This is a genomic window from Methylobacterium sp. J-090 (assembly GCF_022829345.1).
In the GTDB taxonomy this organism is placed as follows: Bacteria; Pseudomonadota; Alphaproteobacteria; order Rhizobiales; family Beijerinckiaceae; genus Methylobacterium.
Window position 1 is genome coordinate 37,764 of the sequence record NZ_JAKSXV010000070.1, and the last position, 26,705, is coordinate 64,468.

26 protein-coding genes and 1 pseudogene are annotated in these 26,705 nt (G+C 69.1%); 5 read left to right on the forward strand and 22 right to left on the reverse strand.

What is annotated here, in order from left to right; genetic code table 11:
- The first annotated feature begins 82 nt into the window (after positions 1–82).
- Positions 83–2,443, forward strand: coding sequence for an Orn/Lys/Arg decarboxylase N-terminal domain-containing protein (locus tag MKK49_RS10900; protein ID WP_244028294.1), 2,361 nt, complete (start codon positions 83–85; stop codon positions 2,441–2,443).
- The gene (locus tag MKK49_RS10905) at positions 2,443–3,057 is read left to right on the forward strand and encodes a GNAT family N-acetyltransferase (protein ID WP_244028297.1); all 615 of its coding nucleotides are present in this window, start codon (positions 2,443–2,445) and stop codon (positions 3,055–3,057) included. The genes MKK49_RS10900 and MKK49_RS10905 overlap by 1 nt, the downstream gene beginning before the upstream one ends.
- Positions 3,058–3,356: 299 nt before the next feature.
- Here MKK49_RS10905 and MKK49_RS10910 read toward each other — a convergent pair whose 3' ends face one another.
- The 3 genes from MKK49_RS10910 to MKK49_RS10920 form a co-directional block, all read right to left on the reverse strand.
- A complete protein-coding gene (locus MKK49_RS10910) occupies positions 3,357–4,172 on the reverse strand; it encodes a metallophosphoesterase family protein (RefSeq protein ID WP_244028298.1) in 816 nt (271 codons plus the stop codon).
- A 7-nt stretch (positions 4,173–4,179) separates the two neighbouring features.
- Positions 4,180–4,395 (reverse strand): hypothetical protein, encoded by a 216-nt coding sequence (locus MKK49_RS10915; protein WP_056087818.1) that lies wholly within the window; start codon positions 4,393–4,395, stop codon positions 4,180–4,182.
- Positions 4,396–4,479: 84 nt separating this feature from the next.
- A complete protein-coding gene (locus tag MKK49_RS10920; RefSeq protein ID WP_244028300.1) occupies positions 4,480–5,025 on the reverse strand; it encodes a ComEA family DNA-binding protein in 546 nt (181 codons plus the stop codon).
- Positions 5,026–5,259: 234 nt separating this feature from the next.
- Between MKK49_RS10920 and MKK49_RS10925 the strand changes: the two genes are divergently transcribed.
- Positions 5,260–7,134, forward strand: coding sequence for an ABC transporter ATP-binding protein (locus tag MKK49_RS10925; protein ID WP_244028302.1), 1,875 nt, complete (start codon positions 5,260–5,262; stop codon positions 7,132–7,134).
- Between the two features lie 16 nt (positions 7,135–7,150).
- On the opposite strand, the gene MKK49_RS10930 is transcribed toward MKK49_RS10925, so the two are convergent.
- Complete coding sequence (locus tag MKK49_RS10930; RefSeq protein WP_244028304.1) at positions 7,151–7,600, reverse strand: response regulator; 450 nt, start codon at positions 7,598–7,600, stop codon at positions 7,151–7,153.
- Positions 7,597–8,730: a histidine kinase dimerization/phosphoacceptor domain -containing protein gene (locus MKK49_RS24505; RefSeq protein WP_279595460.1), complete on the reverse strand. Its 1,134-nt coding sequence runs from the start codon at positions 8,728–8,730 to the stop codon at positions 7,597–7,599. The genes MKK49_RS10930 and MKK49_RS24505 overlap by 4 nt, the downstream gene beginning before the upstream one ends.
- A 396-nt stretch (positions 8,731–9,126) precedes the next feature.
- Between MKK49_RS24505 and MKK49_RS10945 the strand changes: the two genes are divergently transcribed.
- On the forward strand, positions 9,127–10,317 hold the full coding sequence (locus tag MKK49_RS10945) for a patatin-like phospholipase family protein (RefSeq protein WP_409565055.1): 1,191 nt from the start codon (positions 9,127–9,129) through the stop codon (positions 10,315–10,317).
- 130 nt (positions 10,318–10,447) lie between these two features.
- Entirely contained in the window at positions 10,448–12,073 is a 1,626-nt protein-coding gene (locus MKK49_RS10950) for an ABC-F family ATP-binding cassette domain-containing protein (RefSeq protein WP_244028307.1), read from the forward strand.
- Positions 12,074–12,164: 91 nt separating this feature from the next.
- Here the strand turns inward: MKK49_RS10950 and MKK49_RS10955 are convergent, their stop codons facing one another.
- From MKK49_RS10955 to paoA, 17 genes and pseudogenes are all read right to left on the reverse strand, one after another.
- Positions 12,165–12,293 (reverse strand): hypothetical protein, encoded by a 129-nt coding sequence (locus tag MKK49_RS10955; protein WP_056087800.1) that lies wholly within the window; start codon positions 12,291–12,293, stop codon positions 12,165–12,167.
- A 329-nt stretch (positions 12,294–12,622) separates the two neighbouring features.
- Complete coding sequence (locus MKK49_RS10960) at positions 12,623–12,832, reverse strand: hypothetical protein (protein WP_244028309.1); 210 nt, start codon at positions 12,830–12,832, stop codon at positions 12,623–12,625.
- Between the two features lie 183 nt (positions 12,833–13,015).
- Positions 13,016–14,689: an OFA family MFS transporter gene (locus MKK49_RS10965; RefSeq protein WP_244028311.1), complete on the reverse strand. Its 1,674-nt coding sequence runs from the start codon at positions 14,687–14,689 to the stop codon at positions 13,016–13,018.
- Between the two features lie 127 nt (positions 14,690–14,816).
- Positions 14,817–15,038 (reverse strand): annotated as a pseudogene (locus MKK49_RS10970) (cyanase); the annotation flags it as partial.
- Between the two features lie 39 nt (positions 15,039–15,077).
- Entirely contained in the window at positions 15,078–16,265 is a 1,188-nt protein-coding gene (locus MKK49_RS10975; protein ID WP_244028313.1) for an NAD-dependent formate dehydrogenase, read from the reverse strand.
- 214 nt (positions 16,266–16,479) lie between these two features.
- On the reverse strand, positions 16,480–17,403 hold the full coding sequence (locus MKK49_RS10980) for a LysR family transcriptional regulator (protein ID WP_244028315.1): 924 nt from the start codon (positions 17,401–17,403) through the stop codon (positions 16,480–16,482).
- A gap of 12 nt (positions 17,404–17,415) precedes the next feature.
- Positions 17,416–17,790 carry a hypothetical protein gene (locus tag MKK49_RS10985; protein WP_244028317.1) on the reverse strand — a complete coding sequence of 125 codons (375 nt, stop codon included), beginning with the start codon at positions 17,788–17,790 and terminating at the stop codon, positions 17,416–17,418.
- 132 nt (positions 17,791–17,922) lie between these two features.
- On the reverse strand, positions 17,923–18,261 hold the full coding sequence (locus tag MKK49_RS10990; RefSeq protein ID WP_244028319.1) for a winged helix-turn-helix domain-containing protein: 339 nt from the start codon (positions 18,259–18,261) through the stop codon (positions 17,923–17,925).
- A 182-nt stretch (positions 18,262–18,443) separates the two neighbouring features.
- The gene (locus MKK49_RS10995) at positions 18,444–18,827 is read right to left on the reverse strand and encodes a CsbD family protein (protein ID WP_244028321.1); all 384 of its coding nucleotides are present in this window, start codon (positions 18,825–18,827) and stop codon (positions 18,444–18,446) included.
- Between the two features lie 77 nt (positions 18,828–18,904).
- Entirely contained in the window at positions 18,905–19,108 is a 204-nt protein-coding gene (locus MKK49_RS11000) for a CsbD family protein (RefSeq protein WP_244028323.1), read from the reverse strand.
- A 96-nt stretch (positions 19,109–19,204) separates the two neighbouring features.
- Complete coding sequence (locus MKK49_RS11005) at positions 19,205–20,125, reverse strand: PhnA-like protein (protein ID WP_244028324.1); 921 nt, start codon at positions 20,123–20,125, stop codon at positions 19,205–19,207.
- 123 nt (positions 20,126–20,248) lie between these two features.
- Positions 20,249–20,752: a CsbD family protein gene (locus MKK49_RS11010; protein ID WP_244028325.1), complete on the reverse strand. Its 504-nt coding sequence runs from the start codon at positions 20,750–20,752 to the stop codon at positions 20,249–20,251.
- Between the two features lie 59 nt (positions 20,753–20,811).
- Positions 20,812–20,973 (reverse strand): CsbD family protein, encoded by a 162-nt coding sequence (locus tag MKK49_RS11015; protein WP_244028326.1) that lies wholly within the window; start codon positions 20,971–20,973, stop codon positions 20,812–20,814.
- 108 nt (positions 20,974–21,081) lie between these two features.
- On the reverse strand, positions 21,082–22,539 hold the full coding sequence (locus MKK49_RS11020) for a helix-turn-helix transcriptional regulator (RefSeq protein ID WP_244028327.1): 1,458 nt from the start codon (positions 22,537–22,539) through the stop codon (positions 21,082–21,084).
- A gap of 290 nt (positions 22,540–22,829) precedes the next feature.
- A complete protein-coding gene (gene paoC / locus MKK49_RS11025; RefSeq protein WP_244028328.1) occupies positions 22,830–25,049 on the reverse strand; it encodes an aldehyde oxidoreductase molybdenum-binding subunit PaoC in 2,220 nt (739 codons plus the stop codon).
- 3 nt (positions 25,050–25,052) lie between these two features.
- Positions 25,053–26,003, reverse strand: a complete 951-nt coding sequence (locus tag MKK49_RS11030) for an FAD binding domain-containing protein (RefSeq protein ID WP_244028329.1) — start codon at positions 26,001–26,003, stop codon at positions 25,053–25,055.
- Positions 26,000–26,641, reverse strand: coding sequence for an aldehyde dehydrogenase iron-sulfur subunit PaoA (gene paoA / locus MKK49_RS11035; protein WP_244028330.1), 642 nt, complete (start codon positions 26,639–26,641; stop codon positions 26,000–26,002). Before paoA ends, MKK49_RS11030 begins: the two co-directional genes overlap by 4 nt.
- Positions 26,642–26,705: the final 64 nt, after the last annotated feature.

The following is a 26,705-nucleotide window of genomic DNA, read 5'->3' on the forward strand; positions in this document are numbered from 1 at the left end:
CGCGATCCGCGCGCAACCGTCATCGAAGCGTCACCTCCCGGCGCGAACGGTGCGCCAAACCCCGTCTGGAGCCTTTCCCCGCATGGACTTCTTCCGCCGCTTCACCGTGCTGATGTGCGCGCCGAACTTCGACCCGGACGACCTCGAGGGGGTGCGCGTCCAGCAGATTCTCAGCTCCATCGAGAAGCTCGGCTTCGAGGTGGTGCGGGCGCGGCGCGTCGAGGACGCGGCCATCGCGGTCCAGACCGACGCCGCCATCGGCTGCATGGTGGTGGATTGGGGCAAGCGCGGGCTCGACGGCAAGGCGGCGGCGCTGATCAACCTGATGCGGAAACGCGGGCTGGAAATGCCCATCGTGATCATGGTCCGACGCAAGCGCCTGGAGGACATCCCCGTCGAGGTGCTCGACTTCATCGACGGCTACATCTTCCTCGCCGAGGAGACGCCCGAATACATCGCCCGTGGCCTGGTGAGCCGGGTGAAGCAGTACGCCGAGACCCTGAAGACGCCGTTCTTCGGCGCGCTGGTCGATTACGCCGAGCAGGGCAACCAGCTCTGGACCTGCCCCGGCCACAACGGCGGCATCTTCTACAACCGCTCGCCCATCGGCCGCATCTTCGTCGAGCACCTCGGCGAGGCGATCTTTCGCGATGACCTCGACAACTCGGTCCTCGATCTCGGCGACCTCCTCGTCCACGAGGGCCCGGCGCTGAAGGCGCAGAAGGAAGCCGCCGTCATCTTCGGGGCGGAGAAGACCTACTTCGTCCTCAACGGAACCTCGGCCTCCAACAAGATCGTGCTGTCGGCCCTGGTGGCCGAGGGCGACCTCGTGCTGTTCGACCGCAACAACCACAAGGCGGCCCATCACGGCGCTCTGTTCCTCGGCGGCGCCGTGCCGGTCTTCCTCGAGACCGACCGCAACTGCTTCGGCCTCATCGGTCCGATGTACGCCGAGGCCCTGGACGAGACCGCCATCCGCGAAAAGATCCGCACCAACCCCCTGGTGAAGGACCCCGACGCGTGGAAGCGCGAGCGCCCGTTCCGCGTGGCGGTCGTCGAGCAATGCACCTACGACGGCACGATCTACAACGCGCAGATGATCCTCGATAAGATCGGCCACCTCTGCGACTACATCCTGTTCGACGAGGCCTGGGCGGGCTTCATGAAGTTCCACCCGCTCTTCGCCGGGCGCTTCGCCATGGGACTCAAGGGGCTCGACGAGACCTCGCCGGGCATCATCGCCACCCAATCGACCCACAAGCAGCTGGCGAGCTTCTCCCAGGCCTCGCAGATCCACACCAAGGACAGCCACATCCGCGGCCAGACCCGGCGCATCGAGCACCGGCGCTTCAACGAGACCTTCCTCGTCCACGCCTCGACCTCGCCGTTCTACCCCCTGTTCGCGTCGCTGGACGTCGGCGCGCAGATGATGAAGGGCCGCTCCGGCGTCGTCCTGTGGGACGACACGATCCGGCTCGGCATCGAGTGGCGCAAGAAGGTCCGCGCCATCCGCCGCGAGTTCGAGGAGAAGGAGGGCGATCCCCAGAAGCGCTGGTTCTTCGACCCCTTCGTGCCCGACACCGTGAAGGGACCGGACGGCAAGGTGCCGTGGGAGAGCATCTCCACCGACGAACTCGCGAGCAACGCCAAGTACTGGGAGCTCACCCCCGGGGCGGCCTGGCACGGCTTCACCCACGTGGTGCCGGACTACGCCATGACCGACCCCAACAAGCTCACCGTGCTCACCCCGGGCTTCGACCGGCGCACGGGCGAATACGCCGATCACGGCGTGCCGGCGCCCATCGTCGCGCAGTACCTGCGTGAAAACCGCATCGTGCCGGAGAAGAACGACCTCAACTCGCTGCTCTTCCTGCTGACGCCCGGCGTCGAATCCTCCAAGGCCGGCACGCTGATCTCGGGCCTCGTCGCCTTCAAGCGCCTGCACGACGACAACGTGCCATTGGAGGAGGCGATGCCGGAATTCGTCCGGCGCCGGCCCAACCGCTACAAGGGCGTGCGCCTGCGCGATCTCTGCGCCGACTTCCACGCCTTCCACCGCGAGGCCGGCACCAGCACCCTCCAGCGCAAGCAGTTCGAGCCGGGGCACCTGCCCGAGATGGTGATGACCCCGAAGGAAGCGGTGCAGCAGCTGACCCGCAACAACGTCGATTACGTGCCGATCGCGGAGGCCGAGGGGCGTGTGGCGACGACCTTGCTTCTGGTCTACCCGCCGGGCATCGGCACGGTGCTGCCGGGCGAGCGATTGGACGAGCGGGCCAAACCCATGCTGGACTATTTCAAGATGTTCGAGCGCTCGGCGAACCTGTTCCCGGGCTTCGAGGCCGAGATCCAGGGTGTGTTCCGCAACGTCGATCCCGACGGCACCATCCGGTTCCACACGTATGTCATGCGAGAGCCCCACGTCATGCGCGAGACCCGCTGATGCCGGGGCGCGCGGCGCTCGCCGGCGACCCCGACCTCGTCATCCGGCCCTCGTCGGATGCCGACGTGCCGGACATGGTGGACATCTACGCCCACCACATCCGGCGCGGGGTCGGCGACGTCGGCGACTTCGAGGAGGACCCGCTCCACCCGGACGACCTCAAGAAGCGCCGCAAGGCCATGCGCAAGAAGCGCCTGCCCCACCTCGTGGCCGACCGCGACGGGGTGGTGGCCGGCTACGCTTACGCCGTGCCGTTCCGCAAGCGGCCGGCCTACCGCTACACCCTCAAGCACTCGATCTACGTCCACCACGAACACCTGAGTGCGGGCATCGGCCGGCGGTTGCTGCCGGCCCTCATCGAGGCCTGCGCGGCCGGCGGCTACCGCCAGATGATCGGCTACATCGACGCGAAGAACGAGGCCAGCTTGCGCCTCCACGAGGCCTGCGGCTTCGTGCGCGTCGGGCTCCTGCCGGCGGTGGGCTACAAGTACGGCCGCTGGAGCGACAGCGTCATGGTGCAGTGCGCCCTGGGCTCGGGCGCCACCGACCAGCCGGGCACGTGGACCCGGCCCGTCGAAGTGGTGGTGGCCGGGCACGACTGGATCGGGAAGTAGAGGCCGGACAAGGCGCGACCCTCCTCCTCTGCGGGCGACGGTCTTCAGACATCTCGGGGGCAGCGCGGGTCCCCTCTCCTAGAAGGAGAGGGACAGGGTGAGGTGTGTGAGTTTTCCGGAGATGTCCCACACCTCACCCCAACCCTCTCCTTTCAGGAGAGGGAGTGCCGTTGTGACGCGAACCTGCCCAAGTGGATCATTTTCATTCCCGTAGTCGGGGCCATCGGTACCGTCCCAATTGTGTGGCTGATTCCGTAGTCTGCAGAGGATAGGGGCATGCACACGCGGCGCAGCCGGGGTTATTCGGCGTCCCGCCAGCCGCTGCCGTGCCACAGCCGCACCGTCACGGTGGCGGCGCCGTCCGCGATGACGATGCGGTTGTAGGCGTTGGGCTCCGAGCCGCGCAGGCGCGTCGAGGTCGCCGACCCGGCCTGCACCGCGAGAAGATGCCCGCGCCGGCCGCGCATGACGCCCTGGTCCACCGTGTCGTTCTCGGCACCCGCCCCGTCGGCTTCCGCGAAGCGGGCGTAGTGCCGGTGGAGGTGGCCGGCCAGCGTCAGCCCGACGCCCTGGCGCCGGAAGGCGGCGAGCGCGAGGTCGGCGCGGCCGACGAGGCGGGCCTCCTCGTCCCAGGGCGGCGGCATGAACGGGTGGTGCCCGACCACGATCCGGAACACGCCCTCGGGCATCGCCCGCAACCGCGCCTCGGCCTGGACGATCTGGCGGTGCCGGATCTTGCCCTGCGACCAGTCGGCCTCGGGCGCCCAGGTCCGCACGGTGTTGAGGCAGACGATGCCGATCTCGTCGTCGAGATGGGTCGGCTCGGTCGAGACCGCGATGTAGCGGCGATAGCGCGCGAACGGCCGCAGGAAGCGCTGCACGAGGTGGAACGGCGAGATGTCGTGGTTGCCCGGCACCGCGATCCAGGGTGCGTCGAGGCGGGCGAGGAAGGCGCGGGCCGCCTCGTACTCGACCTTGCGCGCCCGCATGGTGAAGTCGCCCGACGCGATGATCAGGTCGGGCCGGTCGTGATTCAGCTCGGTGACGAGGCCCTCGACCACGGCCGGGTCGGTGCGGCCGAAATGCAGGTCGGAGATATGGGCGAGGCGCCGCAACGCGGGGCTATTGCTGCGCGCGGTTGATGATCGCCTGAAGGGCCCGGGCCACGGGCTCGGTGACGGTCTTGCGGTACTTGCGGTGAACGAGCTGGCCGTTGTGGTAGATGTCGTGCTCGACGTAGAGCTTCTCGCCGTCCCAGCGGACGACGTTGTCGGTCTCGGTGGTCTCCTCGACGCCGAGATCCTCGCGAAAGGTCACGCCACCGGCTTGCGCAAACATGGTCGGTCCTGGGCTCGATACGGCTGGCGTCGCCGCGCCTCAGTGTAGGCATCCGCCGCGTCGGGCGCTACCCGCAACGCACCCTCAACGCACCGTCACCTGATCCTTGATCCGCTCGTAGGTGCCCCGGCTCAGGACCCGCTTCGACAGGAGCTGATCCACGGAGGTGTAGGGCCGCTTCTGGACGATGGCGCGCCCGATCATGCCGCCGCCCTTGAGGCCGTTGAGGTCGGCGACGCTCGCGCTGTTGAGATCGACGATGGCCATGGCGCGCGGACCGGCATTGTCGGACGCGCTCGCGACGTCGTCCTCCCCGGCGGCGATGGAAGGCTCGAACGTCAGGGGAGCGGGGGCGGCGGGGGCGGGTGCTGCGGGCGGTGGGGGGGCGACGGGCGAGATCGCCTGCGCCTGGGGCGGAGGCGCCGGCTGGACAGGCGCTGGGCTGGGCTGGACAGGCGCGGGAACGGGCTCGGCCCGGCGCACCGGGCGCGACGGCTCGGCGGTGATCACCACGGGCTCCGGATCGGTCTCCACCGGGGCGGGCGACCAGTAGAGCTGGATGATCCCCGCCAGTCCGGCCGCCACGACCAGGAGGACCACGACCCTCAGGAAGGCTGAACCGCTGAGCATCGAGGCGGCCTCACGCACGAGAACAGAAGAGTCCGCTTACCATGGGGGACGAATCGGAGTCTCGACGCGGTCGCCGCCGGCCGCAAGCTCCTGTCGATAAGATCGCTTCTTCGTCGCCGGCCGGTTGCTTCGATCAGATCCGCCCGGACCTCGTGCCCCGTGCAACCCCTGCGACAGGCGCGCGCGGTCGGGCGGGATCGACGCCCGGGCCCGCCGCCGTCATGGTCCGCGCCGATGCCCGCACCCCGCCCCGATCCCGTCTCCGCCCCGCCGGGCGGCGCCCTCGCCGAACGCTTCGGTGCCCTGCGCCACCTGCCGGCACTGGCCCGCCTCGTCTACGCGGCGAGCCCGCGCCTGCTGCCGACGAGCCTCGCCCTGCGGCTGGCCCGGGCGAGCCTGCCCGTCGGGATGCTCTACGTGGCGAAACTCATCCTCGACGCCATCGTGGCCGAGCACGCCCGGCCGCACCCCAGCGGCCTGGGATTCGAGGCCTGGCTGGTCGACCCGGCGCTCAGGCACCTCGCCGGCCTCGTCGGGCTCGAGTTCGGCCTCGCCATCCTGTCCGATCTCCTCGGCCGGGCGAGCAGCCTCGTCGACGGGATCGTCGCCGACCGCTACGGCAACGCCGCCAGCCTGCGGCTCATGCGCCACGCCGCCGCCCTCGATCTCGCCCAGTTCGAGGACGCGGCCCAGCAGGACCGCCTGGAGCGGGCGCGCCGGCAGGTCACCGGCCGCTCGAACCTGCTGTTCGGGCTGTTCGGCCAGGGCCAGGACCTCATCACGCTCGTCGCCTTCGCCATCGGGCTCGCCGCCTACGCCCCCTGGCTCATCCTGCTGGTGGCCGCCGCGTTGATCCCGGCCTTCCTCAACGAGACCCACTTCAATCGCCAGGGCTATCGCCTCGCCTGGACCCGCACCCCGGAGCGGCGCCAGATCGACTACCTGCGGACCCTGGGCGCCAGCGTCGAATCGGCCAAGGAGGTGAAGCTGTTCGGCCTCAACGGCTACATCGCCGAGCGCTACGCGGTGCTCGCCGAGAAGCTCATCGCCGACAACCGCGACCTAGCGCTCCGCCGCGCCGCCTGGGGCGGCGGCTTCGCAGCGCTCGGGAGCCTCGCGTATTACGCCGCCTACGCCACTCTCGTCTGGCGCACGGCGGCCGGGCAGTTCTCCATCGGCGATCTCGCGTTCCTCGCCGGCTCGTTCCAGCGCCTGCGCGCCCTCATCGAGGGGTTGCTGCAGGGCGTCTCGCAGATCGCATCCGGAGCGCAGTACCTCGACGACCTGTTCGCGTTCTTCGCGCTCGTCCCGGCCATCCGCTCGCCGGCCTCCCCCGTGCCGTTCCCGAACCCCGTGACGCACGGCATCGTCTTTTCGGATGTGGGCTTCCGCTATCCGGGCACGGACATCTGGGCCGTGCGCCACCTCGACTTTCATCTCCGCGCCGGCGAGGTCCTGGCGCTGGTCGGCGAGAACGGCGCCGGCAAGACCACCATCGTCAAGCTGCTGACCCGCCTCTACGACCCGACGGAGGGGCGCGTCCTCCTCGATGGCCGCTCCCTCGCCGACTACGACCTCGACGACCTGCGCGGCCGCATCGGCGTGATCTTCCAGGATTTCGTGCGCTTCAACCTCACGGCCGGCCAGAACGTCGCCGTCGGCCGCATCGAGGCCCGCGACGATCCCGAGCGCGTCAGGCGCGCCGCCGGGCGGAGCCTCGCCGACGCGGTCATCGCCCGCCTGCCGCTCGCCTACGACCAGCCGCTGGGCAAGCTGTTCGCCGAGGGCGTCGATCTCTCGGGCGGCCAATGGCAGAAGATCGCCCTCAGCCGCGCCTACATGCGCGAGGCCGAGATCCTCATCCTCGACGAGCCGACGGCGGCGCTGGATGCGCGGGCCGAGTTCGAGGTATTCCGGCGCTTTCGCGACCTCAGCCACGGCCGCACGGCGGTGCTCATCTCGCACCGCTTCTCGACGGTGCGCATGGCCGACCGCATTCTGGTGCTGGACGGCGGCCGGGTGCTCGAAGCCGGCACCCATGCGGAACTGCAGGCGAAGGGCGGGCGCTACGCTGAGCTGTTCGAGTTGCAGGCCGCCGGGTACCGTTGAGGCCGTCGCGCCCGCGTCAGGCCCGCAGGCTCTCCAGGTGCGCCCGGTAATCCGGCGCGAGGGTGAGGCCGAGCGGGGCGTCCATCCCGGGCGGCGGGTTGCGTACGCAGGCTTCGAGATAGGTCATGGTGTCGAGGATCACCGCCTCGGTGAACGGCTTGGCGATCACCCCGGCCGCGCCCTCGAAATCGTCGGTGAAGCGCCGCGCGTTGGCGGTCACGAACACGAGCACCACGTCCGACTCGTCCCGCAGGGTCCGGACGATGTCGAGGCCGGACGAGCCGCCGCGCAGCTGGAGATCGACGAACACGATGTCGGGACGGGTCTCCCGGGCCAAGCGGATCGCGTCCCCTGCCGTGGCGGCGGTGGCGACGACGGCGTGACCGCAATCCTCGAGCAGGAATTCAAGCTGCATCAGGATGAGGGCCTCATCCTCGGCGATCAGGACCCGAAGGGGTTCGGTCACGTGGTCTCCCTGCTGCCGGCCGTTTCACGCGGCAGGCGGATGTCGATCCAGGTTCCCGGTGAAGGTCCGGTACCGGCCGGCTGCCAAGCGATACTCGCGTTCAACTGACGTGCCAAGCTTTCGATCAGCCGCTTGCCGAAGGAGCGATTGCCCAGAACCTCGCGCGGCATGCCGACCCCATCGTCGCTGATCCCGATCTCGAAGTAATTGCCGTCGGGTTTCACGGTGATCGAGAGACGTCCCGGCCGCTCGTCGGGAAAGGCGTGCTTGAGGGCGTTGGTGATGAGTTCGTTCATGATCAGGGCGATGGGCGGCGCCTTCTCGACGGGCACCTCCACCGCTTCGAGGTCGAAACGCAGGCGGATGCCCGTGCGGCCCGAGCCGCGCACGAGGTCGGAGGCGAGCTCGCGGGCGAATTCCGCCACATCGAAGCGCTGGACGTCCTGCGACTGGTACAGGCGCTTATGCACCGTGCCCAGCGCCTCGATCCGCGTCAGCATCGTCTTCATCGCCGCCCGCGCCGTCGGGTCGACGATGGCGCGGGTCTGCATGGTCAGGAGCGAAGCGATCATCTGGAGGTTGTTCTTCACCCGGTGGTCGACCTCGTGGACCAGCATGGTTTTCGCCGCCAGCGCCTCCGTCAGTTCCCGCGTCCGCTTGCCGACCTCGCGCTCGAAATGCTCCTTCTCGTTCTGGGTCCGCATCTGCGCATCGACCCGATCGGTGATGTCGAGCTGCGAGGCGAAGAAATAGAGCAGTTCGCCGGCCTCGTTGATCACCGGGCTCATGTAGAGCGCGTTCCAGAACGGCGTTTTGTCCTTGCGGTAGTTCAGGATGTCGATGGCGATGTCGCGCCGCGCCGCGACGGCTTCGCGGATCTGCCGCACGGCGCTGGGATCGGTGTCGGCCCCCTGCAGGAACCGGCAGTTGGTGCCCATGATCTCGTTGCGCTCGTAGCCCGAGAGCCGGAGGAAGGCGTCGTTGACGAACACGATGGGGTTGTCGTCCCGGCGCGGGTCGGTGACGATCATCGCCATGCGGGTCGCACGGATGGCGGCGGCGAAGGGATCGCCCTTGCCGTGCTCGACCATCAGGTCGTCCGTGAGGTGCCAGGCGTCGTCTCGTTCCATCGTCCTGCCTTCTGACCTGCCGTCCCGGGCTTGCCGGATCCCTTCCGCGCCGTCCGGTTTCGCCCCGACACCGGACCCATCGCTGGGGCCTGCCGGTTTCGCGCCCGGTGCGGTGGCGCAGGTCGGGTTTTCGAGAATGGGGGCCGGTCCGGTTCGTAACCGTTGCCGTGCACCGCTTCAAATGCCGTGCGCGTGAAGAAGTTCAAATCCCTCCGGGAATTGACGAAGACGCCGCCCGCCGGAGGCCCGTCCGTGACTTTGGAGCCCGGTTCGAAGCCTTGTCTGTGACCCCGATGCCACGCGTCGGCGCGGAAGACGGGACAGCGGGAACGCTCCAACGGCCAAGCTCGTTCTTTCGTGCTACGCATGTCCCCCGGGGTCGGGCAGTTTCAGGAAATGTCGATGTCTCGTCGTCTCGGATGGTCGCGCGGCGTTCTCGCCCTCCTCGTCGCCGGTCAGCTCGGTGCCTGCGGCTCGACCCCCCGCGTCTCCTACACGGCGAGCGAGGCCGCCGCCGCCACGGTGCCGGGCATGGACCTCTCCGTGCGCGCCTACGCGGACGCGGCGGAGAAGACCTTCACCGAGATGGCCGCCCGGCCCGAGAACAAGAAGGTGCCGTTCGCCTACCTCGCCCTCTCGGGCGGCGGCGGCGACGGGGCCTACGGCGCCGGCATCCTCAATGGCTGGACGGAATCCGGCAAGCGCCCGGAATTCTCCCTGGTCTCGGGCGTCTCCACAGGCGCCCTCATCGCGCCCTTCGCGTTCGTCGGCCCGGAATACGACGCGGTCCTGAAGGACATCTACACCAGCGGCGTCGCCTCCACCCTGGTGCAGTCGCCGAGCGTCGCCAACGTGCTGTTCGGCTCCGGCCTGTTCGGCGACGGGCGCCTGCGCGGCCTCGTGCGCCGCTACGTCACGCCCGAGCTCCTGGCGGCGATCGCCATCCAGCACGCCAAGGGCCGCCGCCTCCTCGTGGTGACGACGAACCTCGATTCGCAGCGCGCCGTGATCTGGAACATGGGCGCCATCGCGGCCAATGGCGGCCCGACCGCCCTCGACCTGTTCGCCGACGTGCTGACCGCGTCGGCCAGCATCCCCGCGGTGTTCCCGCCCCAGCTCCTCGACGTGCAGGCGGAAGGCCGCGACTTCCAGGAGATGCACGTTGACGGCTCGGTGGTGACGCCGGTGTTCACCCTGCCGCAATCGTTTCTCCTGCGCGACGGGCGCTTCAAGGCCGGCGCCAAGTCGGACATCTACGTGATCATCAACGGGCGCCTGGAGCCGGAGTTCGACCTGGCGCAGAACAACACCCTGTCCATCGTCGAGCGCGCGTTCACCACGGCAAGCCGCGCCCGCAGCCGCGCCACCATGGCGACAACCTACGCCTTCACCCGGGCCAACGGCATCGGCTTCAACCTGGCCTACATCGACGAATCGGCGCCCAACACCACCGCGGCGCGGGGCTTCGACACGGCCTACATGCGCAGCCTCTACCAGAGCGGCTACGAAGCCGGCCGCACCGGGACGTTCTGGCGCAAGAACGTGCCGACCTCGCCCCTGCTGAAGACCGTCGCCGAGGCGCGCTGACCGAGAGGGCCGCGCGACGAGGGCCACCCCTGCGGGCGCGGCTCTCGTGCTGCATGCTGCAATGCGGTAGGGGAGGTCTCCCCGTGGGTCGCTTCCTCGCCCGCGCCGTTCGCGTAGCCGTGGCCCCCGCATGATCCAGATCGAAGACCTCACCTTCAGCGCCTGGGGCCGGCGCTTCTTCGATCGCGCCAGCGTCGCGATCCCGCCCGGCTCCAAGGTCGGCTTGGTCGGCCGCAACGGGGTGGGCAAGTCGACCCTGTTCAAGATCATCCTCGGCGAGTTCCAGCCCGATGGCGGCGCGATCCTGCTGCCGAAGACCGCCCGCGTGGCGAGCGTCGATCAGGAGCACCCGGCCACCCCCATCAGCCTCATCGACACGATTCTCGCCGCCGACACCGAGCGCGAGGCCCTGAATCTCGAACTCGAGACCGCCGAGCCCGAGCGCATGGGCGAGATCTACGGCCGCCTCATCGAGATCGACGCCGACCGGGCCCCGGCGCGGGCCGGCGAGATCCTGGCCGGCCTCGGCTTCTCCGTCGCCGATCTCGAACGCCCCATGGCCGAGTTCTCCGGCGGCTGGCGCATGCGCGTGGCGCTCGCCGCCGCCCTCTTCGCCGAGCCCGACATGCTGCTCCTCGACGAGCCGACCAACTACCTCGATCTCGAAGGCGCCCTGTGGTTGGAGGCGCGGCTCAAGCGCTACCCGCACTCGGCCCTCATCATCTCCCACGACCGCGAACTCCTGAACAATTCCGTCGATGCGATCCTGCACGTCGCGGGGGAAAAGCTCGAACTCTACACCGGCGGCTACGACGACTTCGAGAAGCGCCGGGCCGAGAAGGCGCGTTTGCAGGCCTCGACCAAGGTGAAGCAGGAAGCCGAGCGCGCCCACCTGCAGAGCTTCGTCGATCGCTTCAAGGCGTCCGCCTCCAAGGCCGCCCAGGCCCAGTCGCGCATGAAGCGGCTGGCCAAGATGGAGCCCATCGCCACCACCATCGAGGAGCACGTGGCGCCGTTCCACCTGCCGTCGCCGAAGCGGCCCTTGGCCCCACCCCTGATGCACCTGACCGATGCCAGCATCGGCTACGGCGAGGACGCGCCAATCCTGCGCGACCTCAACCTGACCCTCGACGTCGACGACCGCATCGGCCTGCTCGGCGTCAACGGCGCCGGCAAGTCCACCTTCGCCAAGATGGCGGCGGGCGCGCTGTCCGTGCGCGACGGTCGGATGGTGCGGGAGGGCCGGGTGCAGGTCGGTTGGTTCCACCAGCACCAGATCGAGGCCATGGACCCGAAGGACACGCCGCTGGCCATCATCCGCCGCGAGCGGCCGGACGACAGCGAATCCGCGCGCCGGGCCAAGCTCGCGAGTTTCGGCCTCGCCTTCGACAAGCAGGAGACGACGGTCGACGCGCTCTCCGGCGGGGAGCGGGCCCGTCTGCTCCTGAACCTCGTGGCGATGCAGGCGCCGCACCTGCTCATCCTCGACGAGCCGACGAACCACCTCGACATCGACAGCCGACGCGCGCTCCTCGACGCGCTCAACGACTACGCCGGTGCGGTGATCCTCATCACCCACGACCGCTCGCTGATGGAGCTGGTGGCGGATCGGCTCTGGTTGGCGGCCGACAACACCGTCAAGCCGTTCGCTGGGGATATGGACGACTACGCCCGGTTCGTCCTCGACCGCACCCGGGCCGGCCAGCGCGCGCCGGGGCAGGGACGGGAGAAGAAGGGTAAGCGCAAGGCGGCGTGAGCCGCTCGCCGCAGCGCCTTGCATGCCTGCCTTCTCACGCGGGAAAGGCCACGCCGCCGACCCGAAGGCCAGCGGCGCTCTGAGATCAAGATTACTTGCGCAGCAGCTTGGTGACGAGGCGGCCGATGGGGCTGCTCGACTCGTAGTTGCGCTCGTCGCGCACCACGGGGCGGTCTTCGTTGCCGAGGATCTTGGTGACGAGGCGTCCGATGAGGCTCATGGCTGGCTCCGGGTCTGAGGGGAGCGCCGGCGATAACGGCGCAGCTTGTCCCATCAACACGCAGGGTCCGGCCCCTGTTCCGTGAATGGGCGAGGCTTGGAGTGCCTCGCAGAACGCCCGACCACCGCCGGTTCTCGTCTTCAGCGCCATCGACGGGACGATGGTCGCCATCGGGATCGTGTCGGTGGGGGCATCATGATCCCGGCCCCCGAGACGGTGGAGAGCGCCCGCCCGTCGTAGGCGGGGTCGAGGGGCATCTCCCCGCACGGTAAGTGGCCCGCTGCGTCTCCTGTCTCTCTCCTGGAGTTCGGACACCGGCCTGCCCCGAATCAGGGTGTCCGTTCCGACAGGTCCATCAGGCTCCGGGGCACTTCTGGATTGTGCCGCGCGGATTCGGGGTCCTGGGCGGCACTTTGAAGGAGGCGCGAGATTTTCACCCCATCGACGATGCTCTTGTCGCTCAGGCAGTCGATCAAGACGCTGACGAGGTATTCCAGCGCAATGATGCGGGCCTCCATTTTCTCGGTCGATGCGCGCATTCGGAATCTCTCCCTGACCTGAGGTGATCATGACCACCTCCGGCGTCCCATGGAGAGGATTTGTTTGCATAGCCCTCAGGACAGGGGCGCATCCCTTGATCCGAGACGGGTGCGGCCGGCGGGACGACGGAAGTTGCCGCGATGCCCGGCCCGCGCTTCGGATCGGTGGAGAGCCCGGGAGGGCTACCGGAACAGGATGAGGGCTTTCGACAGGGTGATCCAGACGCCCCAGAGGATCGGGAGGCCGACGAGGGCCCAGGCCAAGGCGGCCCCGACGCTGAATCCGCCCCGCCCGATGCCCGGGCCGTCGGGGAGCGGACCCTTCGAGGCCGTCGGAGAAACGAGCCCCGCCTGGGCTGCCGCCACATCGGCCTCGCTCATGAACCAGCGCGGCGCGAGGGGCCGGATCAGCAGGTTGGCGACGAACCCGGCGGCGAGGAAGCCGGCCAGGACGTAGAGGGTGCGCCCGTAGAGATCGGCACCCTGCACGCCCGACGCCGCCTGGAACTCGCGGATCTTCGTGACGACGACGGGGCCGACGATGCCGGCGGTGGACCATGCGGTCAGCAGCCGGCCATGGATCGCGCCGACGAACTGGGTGCCGAACACGTCCGCCAGATAGGCCGGGATGGTGGCGAACCCGCCGCCATACATCGAAAGGATCACGCAGAAGAACGCCACGAACAGGGCTTGCGACCCGAGATGCGCCGCCCAGGGCGCCGCCGCGTAGAGCGCGCAGCCCAGCGCGAAGAAAGTCGCGTAGGTCACCTTGCGGCCGATCCTGTCCGACATCGAGGCCCAGAAGAACCGCCCGAGGATGTTGAACAGCGACAGCAGGCCGACGAAGCCGGCCGCGATGGCGGCGATCTGCGCCTTCTGTGGCCCGTCGAGCCCGGCGAAGCCGACGCCCGGCTGGCCGATCAATGCCCCGCCGAAGATCTCCTGCAGCATCGGGGAGGCCAGGGCCAGGACGCCGATGCCGGCGGAGACGTTGAGGCACAGCACGGCCCAGAGCAGCCAGAACTGCACCGTCCTGTGGGCGTCGTCGAGGTGGACGTGCCCCGAGGCGATCATCGGGTTCTTCGAGGCGGGCGAAGTCCAGCCCTCCGGCTTCCAGCCGGCGGGCGGCACGCGGTAGCCGAAGGCGCCGCCGAGCATGAACAGGATGTAGCCGAGGCCCATCAGCGCCAGGGTCTGCCAGACCCCGGCCGTGTCGGTGGTCCTGAAGCTCTTGATCAGGGTGTCGGCGAGCGGCGAACCGATCATGGCGCCGCCGCCGAAGCCCATGATCGCCATGCCGGTGGCCATGCCGCGCCGGTCGGGGAACCACTTGATCAGGGTCGAGACCGGGGAGATGTAGCCGAGCCCGAGGCCGATGCCGCCGATCAGGCCCATGCCGAGCCAGACCAGCCAGAGCTGGTGCAGGAAGACGCCGAGCGCGCCGATCAGGAATCCGCCGCCCCAGCAGAACGCGGCGGCGATGCCGGCCTTCCGCGGTCCGGCGCGCTCCAGCCAGCCGCCGAACAGGGCCGCCGAGAGGCCGAGCATGACGATGCCGATGGAGAACACCCAGACGAGGTCGCTGACGCGCCAGTCGCAGGTGGTGGTGAACAGCGCGGTGGCGATGCTCATGTCCGGGCAGGCGGCGGGCGCAGGCGCGCCGACGCTCAGCGCCCGGGAGAGCGGCATCCAGAACACGGACAGGCCGTAGGCCATGCCGATGCACAGGTGGATCGCGAGGGCGGCGGGGGGAACCAGCCAGCGGTTGAAGCCGGGCTTGGCGACGATGTGTTCGCGGGACAGGAATCCCGGTCGGATCGTCGTGAACGAAGCGGCATCCGCGGTCCGAACCGTCATCGTATCGTCCCCCCGCAGCGGCCATGGTTTGGGCCGTCTGGTTGTGTGGAGACCCTATGTCTTTTCTCGCGGCCGGTAACGGTGACGCGGGGACGATACACGGAGTCGTGATCGCCGAGACCAGGGATCAGCTTTCCTTAATGCCGCATTCCGGGATGCCGTCTTCGTTGTCGTAGTACTCGTACAGCAGGAACTTGCCCGCGAGGGTCACCTTCACCCGGTCGCCCTTGTTGTTGGGCTCCCGCTCCATGGTCATGTCGAAATCGATCGCCGACATGATGCCGTCGCCGAAATCCTCCTGGATCAGCTCCTTCCACATCGTGCCGTAGACCATCACCCGCTCGTGGAAGAAGAGGGCGGCCGGCCAACGGGCCGGCCGCCCGGATCCTCAGATCTTACCCATCTTCTCCTTGCCGGCGTCGCTCACGCTGTAGGAGCGTGCGCCGACACCGGCGAGCCTGCCGTCCTGGACGATGAGGTACTCGTCGCGGATCGGCCGCCCCTCGAAGTAGCATTCGAGGATCTCGCGGGTGCCGGCGGCGTAGCGGGCCTGAGCCGAGAGCGAGGTGCCGGAGATGTGGGGCGTCATGCCGTGATGCGGCATGGTCCGCCACGGATGGTCCTGCGGAGCGGGCTGCGGGTACCAGACGTCGCCCGCATAGCCCGCGAGCTGGCCGGATTCGAGGGCACGCACGATCGAGTCGGTCACGGCAAGCTTGCCGCGGGCGGTGTTGACGAGATAGGCGCCGCGCTTGAACAGCTTGAGCGTCTCGTCGTTGATCATGCCCTCGGTCTCGGGGTGGAGCGGGCAGTTCAGGGTCACCACGTCGCAGACGCCGTACATCTCCTCGCGGCTGGCGTGCCAGGTCAGGCCGAGTTCCGTCTCGACGGCCTCGGGCAGGCGATGGCGGTCGGTGTAGTGCAGGTGCATGTCGAACGGCTTCAGGCGCTTCAGCACCGCGAGGCCGATGCGGCCGGCCGCCACCGTGCCGACATGCATGCCCTCGACGTCGTAGGAGCGCGTGACGCAATCGGCGATGTTCCAGCCGCCCTTCATCACCCACTGGTAGGACGGGATGTAGTTGCGCACGAGGCCGAGGATCATCATCACCACGTGCTCGGCGACGCTGATCGAGTTGCAGAAGGTGACCTCCGCCACCGTGATGCCGTGCGCGTTGGCGGCGTCGAGATCGGTATGGTCCGAGCCGATGCCGGCGGTGACGATGATCTTGAGGTTCTTCGCCTTCGCGATCCGCTCCCTCGTCATGTAGGCCGGCCAGAACGGCTGCGAGATCACGATCTCGGCGTCGTGCAGGTGCTGGTCGAGAACGGACTCGGCGCCGTCCTTCGAGGAGGTCACGACGAGTTCGTGGCCGAGGCCTTCGAGATAGGGGCGCAGGCCGAGTTCGCCCGAGACGCTGCCCAGCAGCGTACCCGGCTGGAAATCGATGGCCTTCGGAGTCGGGAGGGTCTGGCTGTCGGCGTAGCGCTCGATCTTCGGCAGGTCGTCGCGGGCGTAAGCGGTCGGATATCCGTCGACGGGATCGTCGTAGAGCACGAGAACAATCTTGGCCATGTGATCCATCCCTTTGTTGTGAGGACAAAGGGGATCGCGCCCGGCCGCATCTCTGCGAACCATTTCGATGATCTTGGTCGGTCCAGGCGTTTCCCCGCTCGGGACTTCCAGAGACCATCTTGAGTGCGGCCCGGTGTCTCGAACGAGGAGAGCTTCCACGGGGACGGCGCGGTCATCAAACGAAAGTCTTGAATGGCCTGATCGACGCGGGCGATCACAGGGCGGCCCGCGCCTCGGCCGCCGAGACCGCGCTCTCCAGATCGGCGTCGAGGATGACGCGCGAGAGGGCCGCCGCCATGGGCGGCAGCGGATCGCGATCGGACAGGACGAGGCCGACGGCCTGCCGGTGCACCGGTTCGACGAGATCGATCATGACGAGGTCGGGCGTCCCGCTGAAGAGGTGCCGGAAGGTGTGGGGCACGATGCTGGCGAAACCCTCCTGGCGAAGATGGGCGCAGACGCCGAGGAACGAGTTGCTCACGACGACGGGCCTGAGGGTGAGGGACAGGCGGGCGGCGAGCTTGTCGAGGATGCGCCGGTTCTGCATGTCCTCGCTCAGGAGACACAGGCGCTGCCCGGCGGCCTCGGCCCAGGACACGCGGGCGCGCCCGGCAAGGGCGTGGCCGGCCCCCATCGCGAGGATGTAGTGCTCGTGGTAGAGCGGCAGCCGCCGGACGCGATCGAGGGGCTCGTTCTCCAGGTAGGTCAGGCCGGCCTCGATCTCGAAACAGTCGAGGCCCTTCTGGATCTCGCGCGACGACAGCGAGCGGATCTCGATCAGGGCCTCGGGATGGGCCTGGCGAAAGCGCGTGGTGAGGAAGCCGATGGCGCCCATGGCCGCCGGCACCACCCCGAGGCGCAGGGTCCCCTTCAGGCCGGTGCGCAGGCCGGAGAGGTCTTCCCGCAGGGAATCGTAATCGGTGAGGATCTGCCGGGCCCAGGCCAGCAGATGATCGCCCTCGACGGTCAGGCCGAGGAACCGCTGATTGCGCACGACGAGGGCGACCTGGAGATCGTCCTCCAGCTTGCGGATCGCCGCCGACAGCGTCGATTGCGTGACGTTGCAGGCCTCGGCCGCGCGGGCGAAGTGCTGCTCCCGCGCCAGCGTCACGAAGAACGAGAGATGCCGCACGAGCATGACGAAGCCGGCTCAGCTTCGGGCGCGCGTCGCTCCGTCATGCCAAATCCGGTCGATCCCTTCGGGAGGGCGGATTTGGGGATGGCGGATTGGGGCTTCGCTCAGACGCCGCGCGGGCTTGCCGATCCGGCCACGTTTCGGATCACTCCGTTCTGCGCCGGGTATCCTCGAGGGATGAGCCGACGCTTCCGGGACGGCGATGGGCGCTTTGCCAGCGGCACGCGCCCGGCCGGTGCTGGCGCGGAAGCCCGGCAACGCGTCGGCGAGCGCACAGATCCCGTCGCGCGCCGTCTCGGCGAGCTCCGCCCGTTCCGCCGCCGTGAACGGCGGCGGGGTGGTCTCAATCGGCGTGCGCGGAGCGTGCCCACCTTGCAGATGGCTTTGCATCACGGATACCGCGCCTTGCCCTATATCCAAAAAGACATAGCGACTGTGCCGGAATCGATGGCGCTTGCCTAGAGTGCGCTGCGCATTCCGCAGACGACGGCATGCCGCCGGATCGCGGCGCTCTGCGCATGCTTATTCGCCCGTGTCGGCCGAGAACTTCGCCAGAAATGGCAGCGCCGATCTTTCCGCCGCCCGTTCGATGGCCCGGTAATGGGCGACGACATCGGCGCCGAAAGCCGAGAGGCGCGCGCCGCCACCGGACTTGCCGCCGATCTGCGCATCGACGACGGGCTTTCCAAAGCCCTTGTTCATCGCCTCGACCAGCATCCACGCCCGGCGATACGACATGCCGAGCGCTCGGCCCGCTGCCGAGATCGAACCGTGCTCCGCGATCATCTCGAGCAGTTGCACCTTTCCGGGACCGACACGATGGTCCGGGCCGAGATCGATCCGGATGCTCAAGCGTGCCATCGACTCTCCCTCGCGCATCGGCGAACCGTTTTGGGATCACTCCCTCACGCTTCTATCATGTCGCGACACCGGGATGTGGTTGCCGGCGGGGTGAAGGCCCTATGCGGTGTCGGATACGCCGCACGGGATCACCCGCTCAGGATCGCGGCGATCGAAGCATTGCTGGCCGAGGCGTGAATGGGTCAGCGCCTCGGACGGGACAGCCAGCCGACCGCGAAGGCGACGGCGGCGAGGCCGACCAGGGCGGACATGCGGTTGTCGTCGGCGTAGCGCACGGCGCGCTGGCCGTAGGCGGTGCCGCGCTTGCGGGCGTCCCGGGCCAGATGGCGTCCATCCTCGATCAGGTCGTCGGCGCGGTCGCGCACCGCGTGGGCGAGATGCCGGCCGTCCTCGGCGAGATCCTCGGCCCGCGTGCGGGCGCGTCCGTAGGCGTACTGCGCTCCGCCGGCCACCTGGTTCACGGCGCCGCGCACCTGACGTGCCGGATCGCCGGTGACGCCGCCCAAAGCGGTCTGGGCGCGACCCTTGAGGTGACGGGACGCACCGCTGAACTGATCGCGGTTCATGGAATTCTCCTGCGTTCGAAAGGCACGGGCGTGGCGGGCCCGGAATCCGGTCGCCCGCCACGGGAGGACCGTAAGGCTCAGCGCTTTCCGGTGACCTTGTCGACGACCGAGGCGACGCCGTCCTTGGCTTCGCCGACGGTCTTCTGGGCGTCGCCCTTGAGTTCCTGTGCCTTGCCCTCGGCGACGAGCTTGTCGTTGCCGGTGACGTTGCCGACGCCCTGCTTGACGGTGCCGACGGCTTCGTTGGCCAGGCCCTTGATCTTGTCGGTGGTGCTGCTCATCGGGAGTCTCCTGTTCTGGGGGTGAAAACCGGCCTGACCCGACCGGCGGGACGACCGGCCCCGGCGAACCGGGGCCGGAGGGATCAGACGAACGGATCAGACGCGACGTGCGTCGTAGCCGGCGACCAGGGTGGCGGGCTGCGGGGCCCCGAGGCGACCGCCGAGGAAGCCCGCGAGGGCGCCGAGGATCAGGGCGAGCGCGCCGTAGAAGGCACCCTGGGTGGCGGCGGATTTCGCCGTGACGGCGGCGGCCTCGGCCTTCACCTTGGCGGCGGCGACGGTCTCATCGTACTGCTTGCGGTAGTCCTGGATCTGCGCCTTGGCCTGGTCGACCGGGATGCCCTGCGCCTTGGCCAGCGTGTCGGCGGCGCGGGTCTCGGCCTGGGCCTTCTGGGCCGGGTCACCCGTGAACAGGGCCCGGATCGCCGCGACGGCGGCGTCCTTGGCGGCCTGCGGGTCCTGGCCGGCGGCCTGGTTGCGGACCGACTGCTCGATGCCGTCGAGGGGGTTCGCGATCTTCGACAGCGACGGGGCCGCCGCCTGGGCCGCCGTCTGCACGGTGCCGCCCACGAGGGAGCCGGCGCCGCCGAGCGTGCTGGTCACGCCCGAGAAGGCGCCGCCGATGAGGCCGCCGGCCGCCGAGGTCAGCAGGTACAGCACCACCAGGGTGGTCACCGCCCAGGAGACGAGGCCGTGCAGGCCGGCGGTGCCGGCGACGGGCTTGCCCGAGAGACGGCCGGCGAGGACGCCGCCGGCCAGGGCGGCGACGATGCCGGACCCGACGAACCAGAGCCCGGCGCCCATGGACAGGGTCGAGGCGGCCGGGTTGTCGGCGGCGGTGGTGCCGACGCTCGACAGGCCGACGCCGACGCCGACCATGTTGAGGATGACCTGGGTGACCAGGGCGGTGACGGCGCCGGCGAAGATCGCGCCCCACGACACCTGGTTCAGCAGGACGGCGCGGGTGTCGGCCGAGGCCGCGGCGGAGGGGGTCGCGAGGATGGGGGAAGTGGACACGTTACTGGTACTCCGGGTCGTCGGTCGTCCGAGAAGTTCGGTCGTTCGAGGGGTCAGTGGGTGGGGTGGAACTTAAGGGTCCGCCCGCGCAGTCCCGGCGCGGTCGGATCGATCAGTTGCGGCTCAGTCGCGGCCGTGAATGAGGAGGCCGACGCCGTAGCCGAGGAGGCCGGCCACCAGCAGGGCGGCGACGGGATGCTCGGCGATCTGATGGGTCACGTCGCGGCCGCCGCGGCGCACGTAGTCGCCCGCATGCTCGTAGGCGTCCCCAGCCTGATCGTAGGCCTCGCGGGCGGCGCTGCGAACCGAGCGCTCGGCCCGCTCGTAGGTGTCCGCCGCGGCGCCCTGGGCGCGGCGCGCGCGGTCCTCGACGTCGCCCGAACCGACGAGGTTGCCGACCGTGTCGCGGACCTTGCCGCCGAGGTCGCGGGCGGTGTCGGCGACCTGGTCGACGCCGTCGCGCACGGTGTCCTTGGCCTGACCGTACAGATTCTCGGCGGCGCCCTGCGCCTCGCGGGCCCGGCCCTCGACCGAGTCGCGCCGCGAGCCGGTGAGATCACCGACGGCGCCCTGAACCTTGCCGCCGAGTTCCTTGGCGGCGCCGGTGATGCGGTCCGTATCGACCATGGTGTTTCTCCTATCTTTCAGTGACGTTCGTGTTCGTCGGGTGAGACGTGCGACCGAAGCTACGTTTCAGGGGTGGTCTTCGGTTTCACAGCTGACTTCGGTAGGTTCTGCTGAGATTTGCCCTCGGCCGTGAGGTTTTCGTCGCCGATCAATTTGCCGATGGCTTCCTTGACCGATCCCTTGAGCTTGTCGGGCGTCGAAGACGTCTTCTGCGGGCTCACGGAGGTCTCCAGAATGCAGGGGCAAAGTGTTGGGAGGAGTACCGGCTCTGAAGTGGCCCGTGATCGGCGCCCGGCAATGATACAGATGTACCGGTAGAGCGATTTATTTTACCCGGGGGAGGCGAGCGGGAAGCCATTGTCGCGTCCCCAGACAATGGCCTCGGAGCGCTTGTGGACGCCGAGTTTCCGATAGAGCGAAGCGGAGTGATTGCGGACCGTGTTGCGGGACAGATTCAGGCGCCGCGCGATGGCGTCGTCGTCCAGGCCCTGGCAGATGTGGTCGAGGATCTGGCGTTCCCGCACGGTGACGTTTGGGACGAGGCCGTCCTTGTGCTCGCTGCCCGGCCGGCGCAGGTTGGCCAGCTTCTCGATCAGCCCACGACTGAACCAGGACGTGTCGGCCATCACCGCCTCGATGGCGTCGAACAGGTCCCGCTCGGTCCGCTTGCGCTCGGTGATGTCCTGCAGGACCAGCAGGGCGAAGGCTTCGTCGCCGATCTCGACCCGTTCGGCCGAGACCAAGCAATCGAGGTTGGTCCCGTCCTCGTGACGCAGGCAGACCTCGAGGCCGAGGACGTAGCCGGTGCGCGCCACGGCGGTCTCGAACTTGTCCCTGGCGCCCTCGTGCACCCAGAGGCGAAGGTCGGACGGCGATCGTCCCGTGACCTTGTCGGCGCCGTAGCCGAAGACCCGCGAGAAGGCTTCGTTCACCGCCGTGATGGCGAAGCCGTCGGCCCGCACGAGAACCGTCGGCACGGGGGTGAGCCGGAACGCCTTGGCGAACCGCTCCTCGCTCTGCTTGAGCGCGGTCTCGGCCTTTCGCCGAAGCTCGAGGTCGGCGAAGGTGAAGAGCATGCAGGGCTCGTCGCCGAGCTCCATCGGCTCGCCGGCGACGATGACGAAGCGGGTGCTTCCGTCCGGCAGGTCGAGGCAGGCTTCCATCTGCGGGATGGTCCCGCCCGCGTGAAGCCGCGCGATCGCGAGGTCGCGGCTGCGGGCGCCGGCCAGCACGTCGACCTCGTAGACGCTGCGGCCGATGACGGCGTCGCGGGTGTAGCCGGTCATCTCCAGGAAGCCGAGATTGACCTTGACGTGGCGCAGATCCGAAAGCCGGCAGATCACGGCCGGCGCCGGATTGGCGTTGAACGTCGCCTCGAAGCGCTCCTCGGCCTCGAACTGCCCGGAAACGTCCTTGAGGATGAGGGCGAGGCAGCTCGGATTGCCGTCCCGGTCGGTGGCGACCAGGCTTCGGAGCGAGTGGACGAAATCGACCTCCGGCTTGTCCGAGCGCCGCACCTCGACGATCACGTCGTGAAACTTCTCGCCGGAAACGACCCGCTCCATCGGGTAGCGGTTCGGCGCCTGGTTGTTGCGGTAGCGTAGGGCGTAGCGCTCCCGGTACGCATCCACGGTGCCGCCCAGCTCGTCGAGGGATTCGGCCCCGTGCATCGCGAGGGCCGCCGTGTTGGCGTAGGCGATGGTCTGATCGGGCTCGATCAGGATCACCCCCTCGGTGAGACCGGCGATGATCTGCCGGAGTTCGTGCCTGTCGACGCCCTCCACCACCTTCGATCGCCTTCCCCGCCGCTCGCATCGAGCCAAGCCGTAACGAGGGCGTACGATGGCGGTTCCGGGGGAGACCGGATCGCGACTGGTATAACCGTATCACTGACGTGAATGTGATCGATCAGCCCGGGGCGCGTGCCTGACAACCGCGCGGATGCCGGCGGATGAAGGCACCCATCGAGGGCGCGTTTCGTGCCGCTAATAGTCCCGGGGGTGCCCGATCGAGCGGACCGGAGGGCCGGATCGAACGAACGCCGTTCGGCCCCCCGGGATGGCGGTTCTGGCTCCGCTCAGGCCGCGTCGGGCAGGTCGTCGAGGAGCTTGTCGAGGGTGATGGGATAGTTGCGCACGCGGATGCCGGTGGCGTTGTAGACTGCGTTCGCCACCGCCGCGCCGACGCCGCAGATGCCGAGCTCGCCCACCCCCTTGGCCTTCATCGGCGAGGACATCGGGTCGACCTCGTCGAGGAAGATCACCTCCTGGTGCGGGATGTCGGCGTGGACCGGTACCTCGTAGCCGGCCAGATCGTGGTTGGCGAAGAAGCCGCGCCGGGTGTCGACCGCGAGTTCCTCCATCAGCGCCGCGCCGGTGCCCATGGTCATCCCGCCGATGACCTGGCTGCGGGCCGATTTCGGATTGAGGATGCGGCCCGCCGCGCACACCGCCAGCATCCGCCGGACCCGGATCTCGGCCGTGTCGGCATCGACGCCGACCTCGACGAAGTGGGCGCCGAAAGTCGATTGCTGCTGCTTCTTCGACAGGTCGCCGAACTCGATGCTGTCCTCGGCGGTCAGCGCACCCCCCGCCGCGGCCTCGCCGAGCGGCACGGCGCGGTTGCCGGCACGCACCTGCCCGTCCGCGAACTCCGCATCCGCCGAGTTGATGCCGAGGCGCTGGGCCACCGCCTCGCGCAGCTTCACGCAGGCGGCGTAGACACCGGCCGTCGACGAGTTGGCGCCGAACTGGCCGCCCGAGCCCGAGGAGACCGGGAAGGCTGAGTCGCCGAGGCGCACCACCACCTTGTCCAGCGGCACGCCCATCATCTCGGCGGCCGTCTGGGCGATGATGGTGTAGCTGCCCGTGCCGATGTCGGTCATGTCGGTCTCGACCGTCACCGTGCCGGTGCCGTCCAGGCGCACCCGCGCGCCGGACTTCAGTACCATGTTGTTGCGGAAGGCCGCGGCCATCCCCATCCCGACGAGCCACTGCCCGTCGCGGACCCGGCCGGGCTTCGCATTGCGCTTGGCCCAGCCGAACCTCTCCGCACCGAGCGTGAGACAGCCGACGAGGTCGCGGTGCGAGAAGGGACGCTCCGGCGCCTGCGGATCGACCTGGGTGTCGTTGCGGATGCGGAACGCGACGGGGTCGAGCCCGAGCTTCTCCGCCATCTCGTCCATGGCGACCTCCAGCACCATCAGGCCGGGCGCCTCGCCGGGGGCCCGCATGGCGTTGCCCTCGGGCAGGTCGAGATGGGCGAGCTTCATCGCGGTAAGGCGGTTGGCGCCGGCATAGAGCAGCTTGGTCTGGTTCACCGCCGTCTCGGGGTCGCCGTCGGGCAGGTTGCCCGAGGTGCTCTCGTGGGCAATGGCCGTGATGGTGCCGTCCTTCGTCGCGCCGATGCGCACGCGCTGGATCGTGGCGGGCCGATGGGTGGTGTTGTTCATGATGAGGGGGCGCGTCAGCGCCACCTTGACCGGGCGCCCCGCCGCCTTCGCGGCGAGGGCGGCGAGGACCGCGTCGGCCCGCACGAACAGCTTGCCGCCGAATCCGCCGCCCACGTAGGGGGAATCGAGCCGGACGTTCTCCTTGGGGATACCGAGGATCTTGGCGAGGCTGCCATGGCCCCAGGCGATCATCTGGTTCGAGGTCCAGAGCGTGACCTTGTCGCCGTCCCAGGCCGCGATGGTCGCGTGCGGCTCCATCATCGCGTGGCTCTCGTCGGCGGTGGTGTAGGTCTCGTCGAACGTGAGCGGGGCCTGCGCGAAGGCCCCCTCGAAATCGCCGACCCGCTCCTCGCCGTTGCCGCCGCTGCCCTCGCCGCTGTCGCCCGGAACCGGCTTGGCACCCTTCGCCTCGGCGGCGAGGTCGAACTTGCCCGCCGCGGGAGCGTAGTCGACCGTCACCAGGAAGGCGGCCGCCCGGGCCTGCTCGAAGGTCTCGGCCACCACGACCGCGATGGCCTGGTGGTAGTGCTGGATCTCGTCGCCGCCGAAGAGGTAGGCGGCGTTCATCATGCCGCGCTCCATCCGGGGCGTCTCGAGCGTCGTGACGATGGCTAGGACCCCGGGCGCCTGCCGCGCCGCGGCGGTGTCCATGCGGCGCACGCGGCCCTTGGCGATGCCGGCGCCGAGCACGTAGCCGTAGGCCTGGTTCGCGACGACGTCGTGGCGCTCGTAGGCGTAGGGCGCGGTGCCGGTGGTCTTGTACTTGCCGTCGATCCGGTCGGTCGGCTTGCCCACGACCTTGAGCTGGTCGATGGGGTTCCGGCCCGCGGGGGTGTCGAACTTCATGGCTCAGGCCCTCGCTTGGTTGAGCGCCGCCGTGAGCGTGCGCTCGGCGAGCTTTAGCTTGTAGGCGTTCGCGGGAGTGGGCTCGGCCCCGGCGAAGACCGTGTCGGTCACCGCCTTGGCGCCCTTCGGCAGGTCGGCCTCGGCCGCCTCGACGCGCCAGGGACGCGGCGCCACACCGCCGAAGGCGACGTGCCCGGACCCGTCCTTGCCGAGGATGGCGGCCACCGAGACCAGCGCGTAGGCGTAGGAGGCCCGGTCGCGGACCTTGCGGTAGATGTGCGTGCCGGCCACGGGCTTAGGCAGCGTCACCGCCGTGATCAGCTCGCCCGGCTTCAGGGTCGTGTCGATCTCCGGCCGGTCGCCGGGCAGGCGGTGGAACTCGGCCATCGGGATCTTCCGCTCCGTCCCCTTCGCGTCGACGGTCTCGACGGTGGCGTCGAGCACCCGCATGGCCACCGCCATGTCACCGGGGTAGGTGGCGATGCAGGCCTGGCTCGCCCCGATCACGGCGAGTTGCCGGCTGACGCCGTCGAGGGCCGAGCAGCCCGACCCGGGCTGGCGCTTGTTGCAGGCCTGGGCGGTGTCGAAGAAATACGGGCAGCGGGTCCGCTGCAGCAGGTTGCCGGCGGTGGTCGCCTTGTTGCGGAGCTGCCCCGAGGCGCCGGCGAGCAGCGCCCGGCTGAGCACCGCGTAATCCTTGCGGATCCGCGCATCGGCGGCGAGATCGGTGTTGCGCACCAGGGCGCCGACGCGCAGGCCGCCGTCTTCCGTCGGCTCGATGGTGTCGAGGCCGAGGCCGTTCACGTCGACGAGGTGGGCCGGCGTCTCGATCTGCAGCTTCATCAGGTCGAGGAGGTTGGTGCCGCCGGCGATGAACTTGGCGTTCGGCGTGGCGACGACGGAAGCGGCCGCCGCGGCGGGCGAGCTCGGGCGCTCGTAGGTGAAGGATTTCATGCCTGTTTCCCCGCGACCTCGGTCATCGCCTCGACGATGTTGGAATAGGCGCCGCAACGGCAGATGTTGCCGCTCATGCGCTCGCGGATCTCGGAAGGCGTCGCCTCCATCGGACCGTCGAGGTCCGCCGTGACGTGGCTCGGGATTCCGGCCTTGATCTCGGCCAGCACCGCGACGCCCGAGCAGATCTGACCCGGCGTGCAGTAGCCGCACTGATAGCCGTCATGCTTGATGAAGGCGGCCTGCATCGGGTGCAGATTCTCGGGCTGGCCCAGCCCCTCGATGGTGGTGATCTCCGAGCCCTGGTGCATGACGGCGAGCGTCAGGCAGGAATTGATGCGCCGCCCATCGACGATCATCGTACAGGCGCCGCACTGGCCGTGGTCGCAGCCCTTCTTCGAGCCGGTCAGGTGCAGGTGCTCGCGCGCCGCATCGAGGAGCGAGGTGCGGGTGTCGAGGTCGAGGTCGCGGCGCTGGCCGTTCACGGTCAGCGACACCTTGGCCATCACCGGCCTGTCGGTGCCGGCGGGGTTGACATCGGCGCGGGCGCCGTTCGGCGCGGCGGCCAGGGCCGCGGCGGCGGATGCTCCGACCATCAGGTCTCTCCGATTCACTGTGAGGTCTTCAGGACGTCCCATCTGGTCTCCGGACGTGCGACGGGGATGATCGACCGGGGGCCGTCCATCGAAGGCGGGATGCCCA

Coding starts and splice junctions, on each gene's coding strand:
- MKK49_RS10900 (WP_244028294.1), top strand. CDS start 83: ATGGACTTCTTCCGCCGCTTCACCGTGCTGATGTGCGCGCCGAACTTC.
- MKK49_RS10905 (WP_244028297.1), top strand. CDS start 2,443: ATGCCGGGGCGCGCGGCGCTCGCCGGCGACCCCGACCTCGTCATCCGG.
- MKK49_RS10915 (WP_056087818.1), bottom strand. CDS start 4,395: ATGTTTGCGCAAGCCGGTGGCGTGACCTTTCGCGAGGATCTCGGCGTC.
- MKK49_RS10920 (WP_244028300.1), bottom strand. CDS start 5,025: ATGCTCAGCGGTTCAGCCTTCCTGAGGGTCGTGGTCCTCCTGGTCGTG.
- MKK49_RS10925 (WP_244028302.1), top strand. CDS start 5,260: ATGCCCGCACCCCGCCCCGATCCCGTCTCCGCCCCGCCGGGCGGCGCC.
- MKK49_RS24505 (WP_279595460.1), bottom strand. CDS start 8,730: ATGGAACGAGACGACGCCTGGCACCTCACGGACGACCTGATGGTCGAG.
- MKK49_RS10945 (WP_409565055.1), top strand. CDS start 9,127: ATGTCGATGTCTCGTCGTCTCGGATGGTCGCGCGGCGTTCTCGCCCTC.
- MKK49_RS10950 (WP_244028307.1), top strand. CDS start 10,448: ATGATCCAGATCGAAGACCTCACCTTCAGCGCCTGGGGCCGGCGCTTC.
- MKK49_RS10955 (WP_056087800.1), bottom strand. CDS start 12,293: ATGAGCCTCATCGGACGCCTCGTCACCAAGATCCTCGGCAACGAAGAC.
- MKK49_RS10960 (WP_244028309.1), bottom strand. CDS start 12,832: ATGCGCGCATCGACCGAGAAAATGGAGGCCCGCATCATTGCGCTGGAA.
- MKK49_RS10965 (WP_244028311.1), bottom strand. CDS start 14,689: ATGACGGTTCGGACCGCGGATGCCGCTTCGTTCACGACGATCCGACCG.
- MKK49_RS10975 (WP_244028313.1), bottom strand. CDS start 16,265: ATGGCCAAGATTGTTCTCGTGCTCTACGACGATCCCGTCGACGGATAT.
- MKK49_RS10980 (WP_244028315.1), bottom strand. CDS start 17,403: ATGCTCGTGCGGCATCTCTCGTTCTTCGTGACGCTGGCGCGGGAGCAG.
- MKK49_RS10985 (WP_244028317.1), bottom strand. CDS start 17,790: ATGCAAAGCCATCTGCAAGGTGGGCACGCTCCGCGCACGCCGATTGAG.
- MKK49_RS10990 (WP_244028319.1), bottom strand. CDS start 18,261: ATGGCACGCTTGAGCATCCGGATCGATCTCGGCCCGGACCATCGTGTC.
- MKK49_RS10995 (WP_244028321.1), bottom strand. CDS start 18,827: ATGAACCGCGATCAGTTCAGCGGTGCGTCCCGTCACCTCAAGGGTCGC.
- MKK49_RS11000 (WP_244028323.1), bottom strand. CDS start 19,108: ATGAGCAGCACCACCGACAAGATCAAGGGCCTGGCCAACGAAGCCGTC.
- MKK49_RS11010 (WP_244028325.1), bottom strand. CDS start 20,752: ATGGTCGATACGGACCGCATCACCGGCGCCGCCAAGGAACTCGGCGGC.
- paoC (WP_244028328.1), bottom strand. CDS start 25,049: ATGAAGTTCGACACCCCCGCGGGCCGGAACCCCATCGACCAGCTCAAG.
- MKK49_RS11030 (WP_244028329.1), bottom strand. CDS start 26,003: ATGAAATCCTTCACCTACGAGCGCCCGAGCTCGCCCGCCGCGGCGGCC.
- paoA (WP_244028330.1), bottom strand. CDS start 26,641: ATGGGACGTCCTGAAGACCTCACAGTGAATCGGAGAGACCTGATGGTC.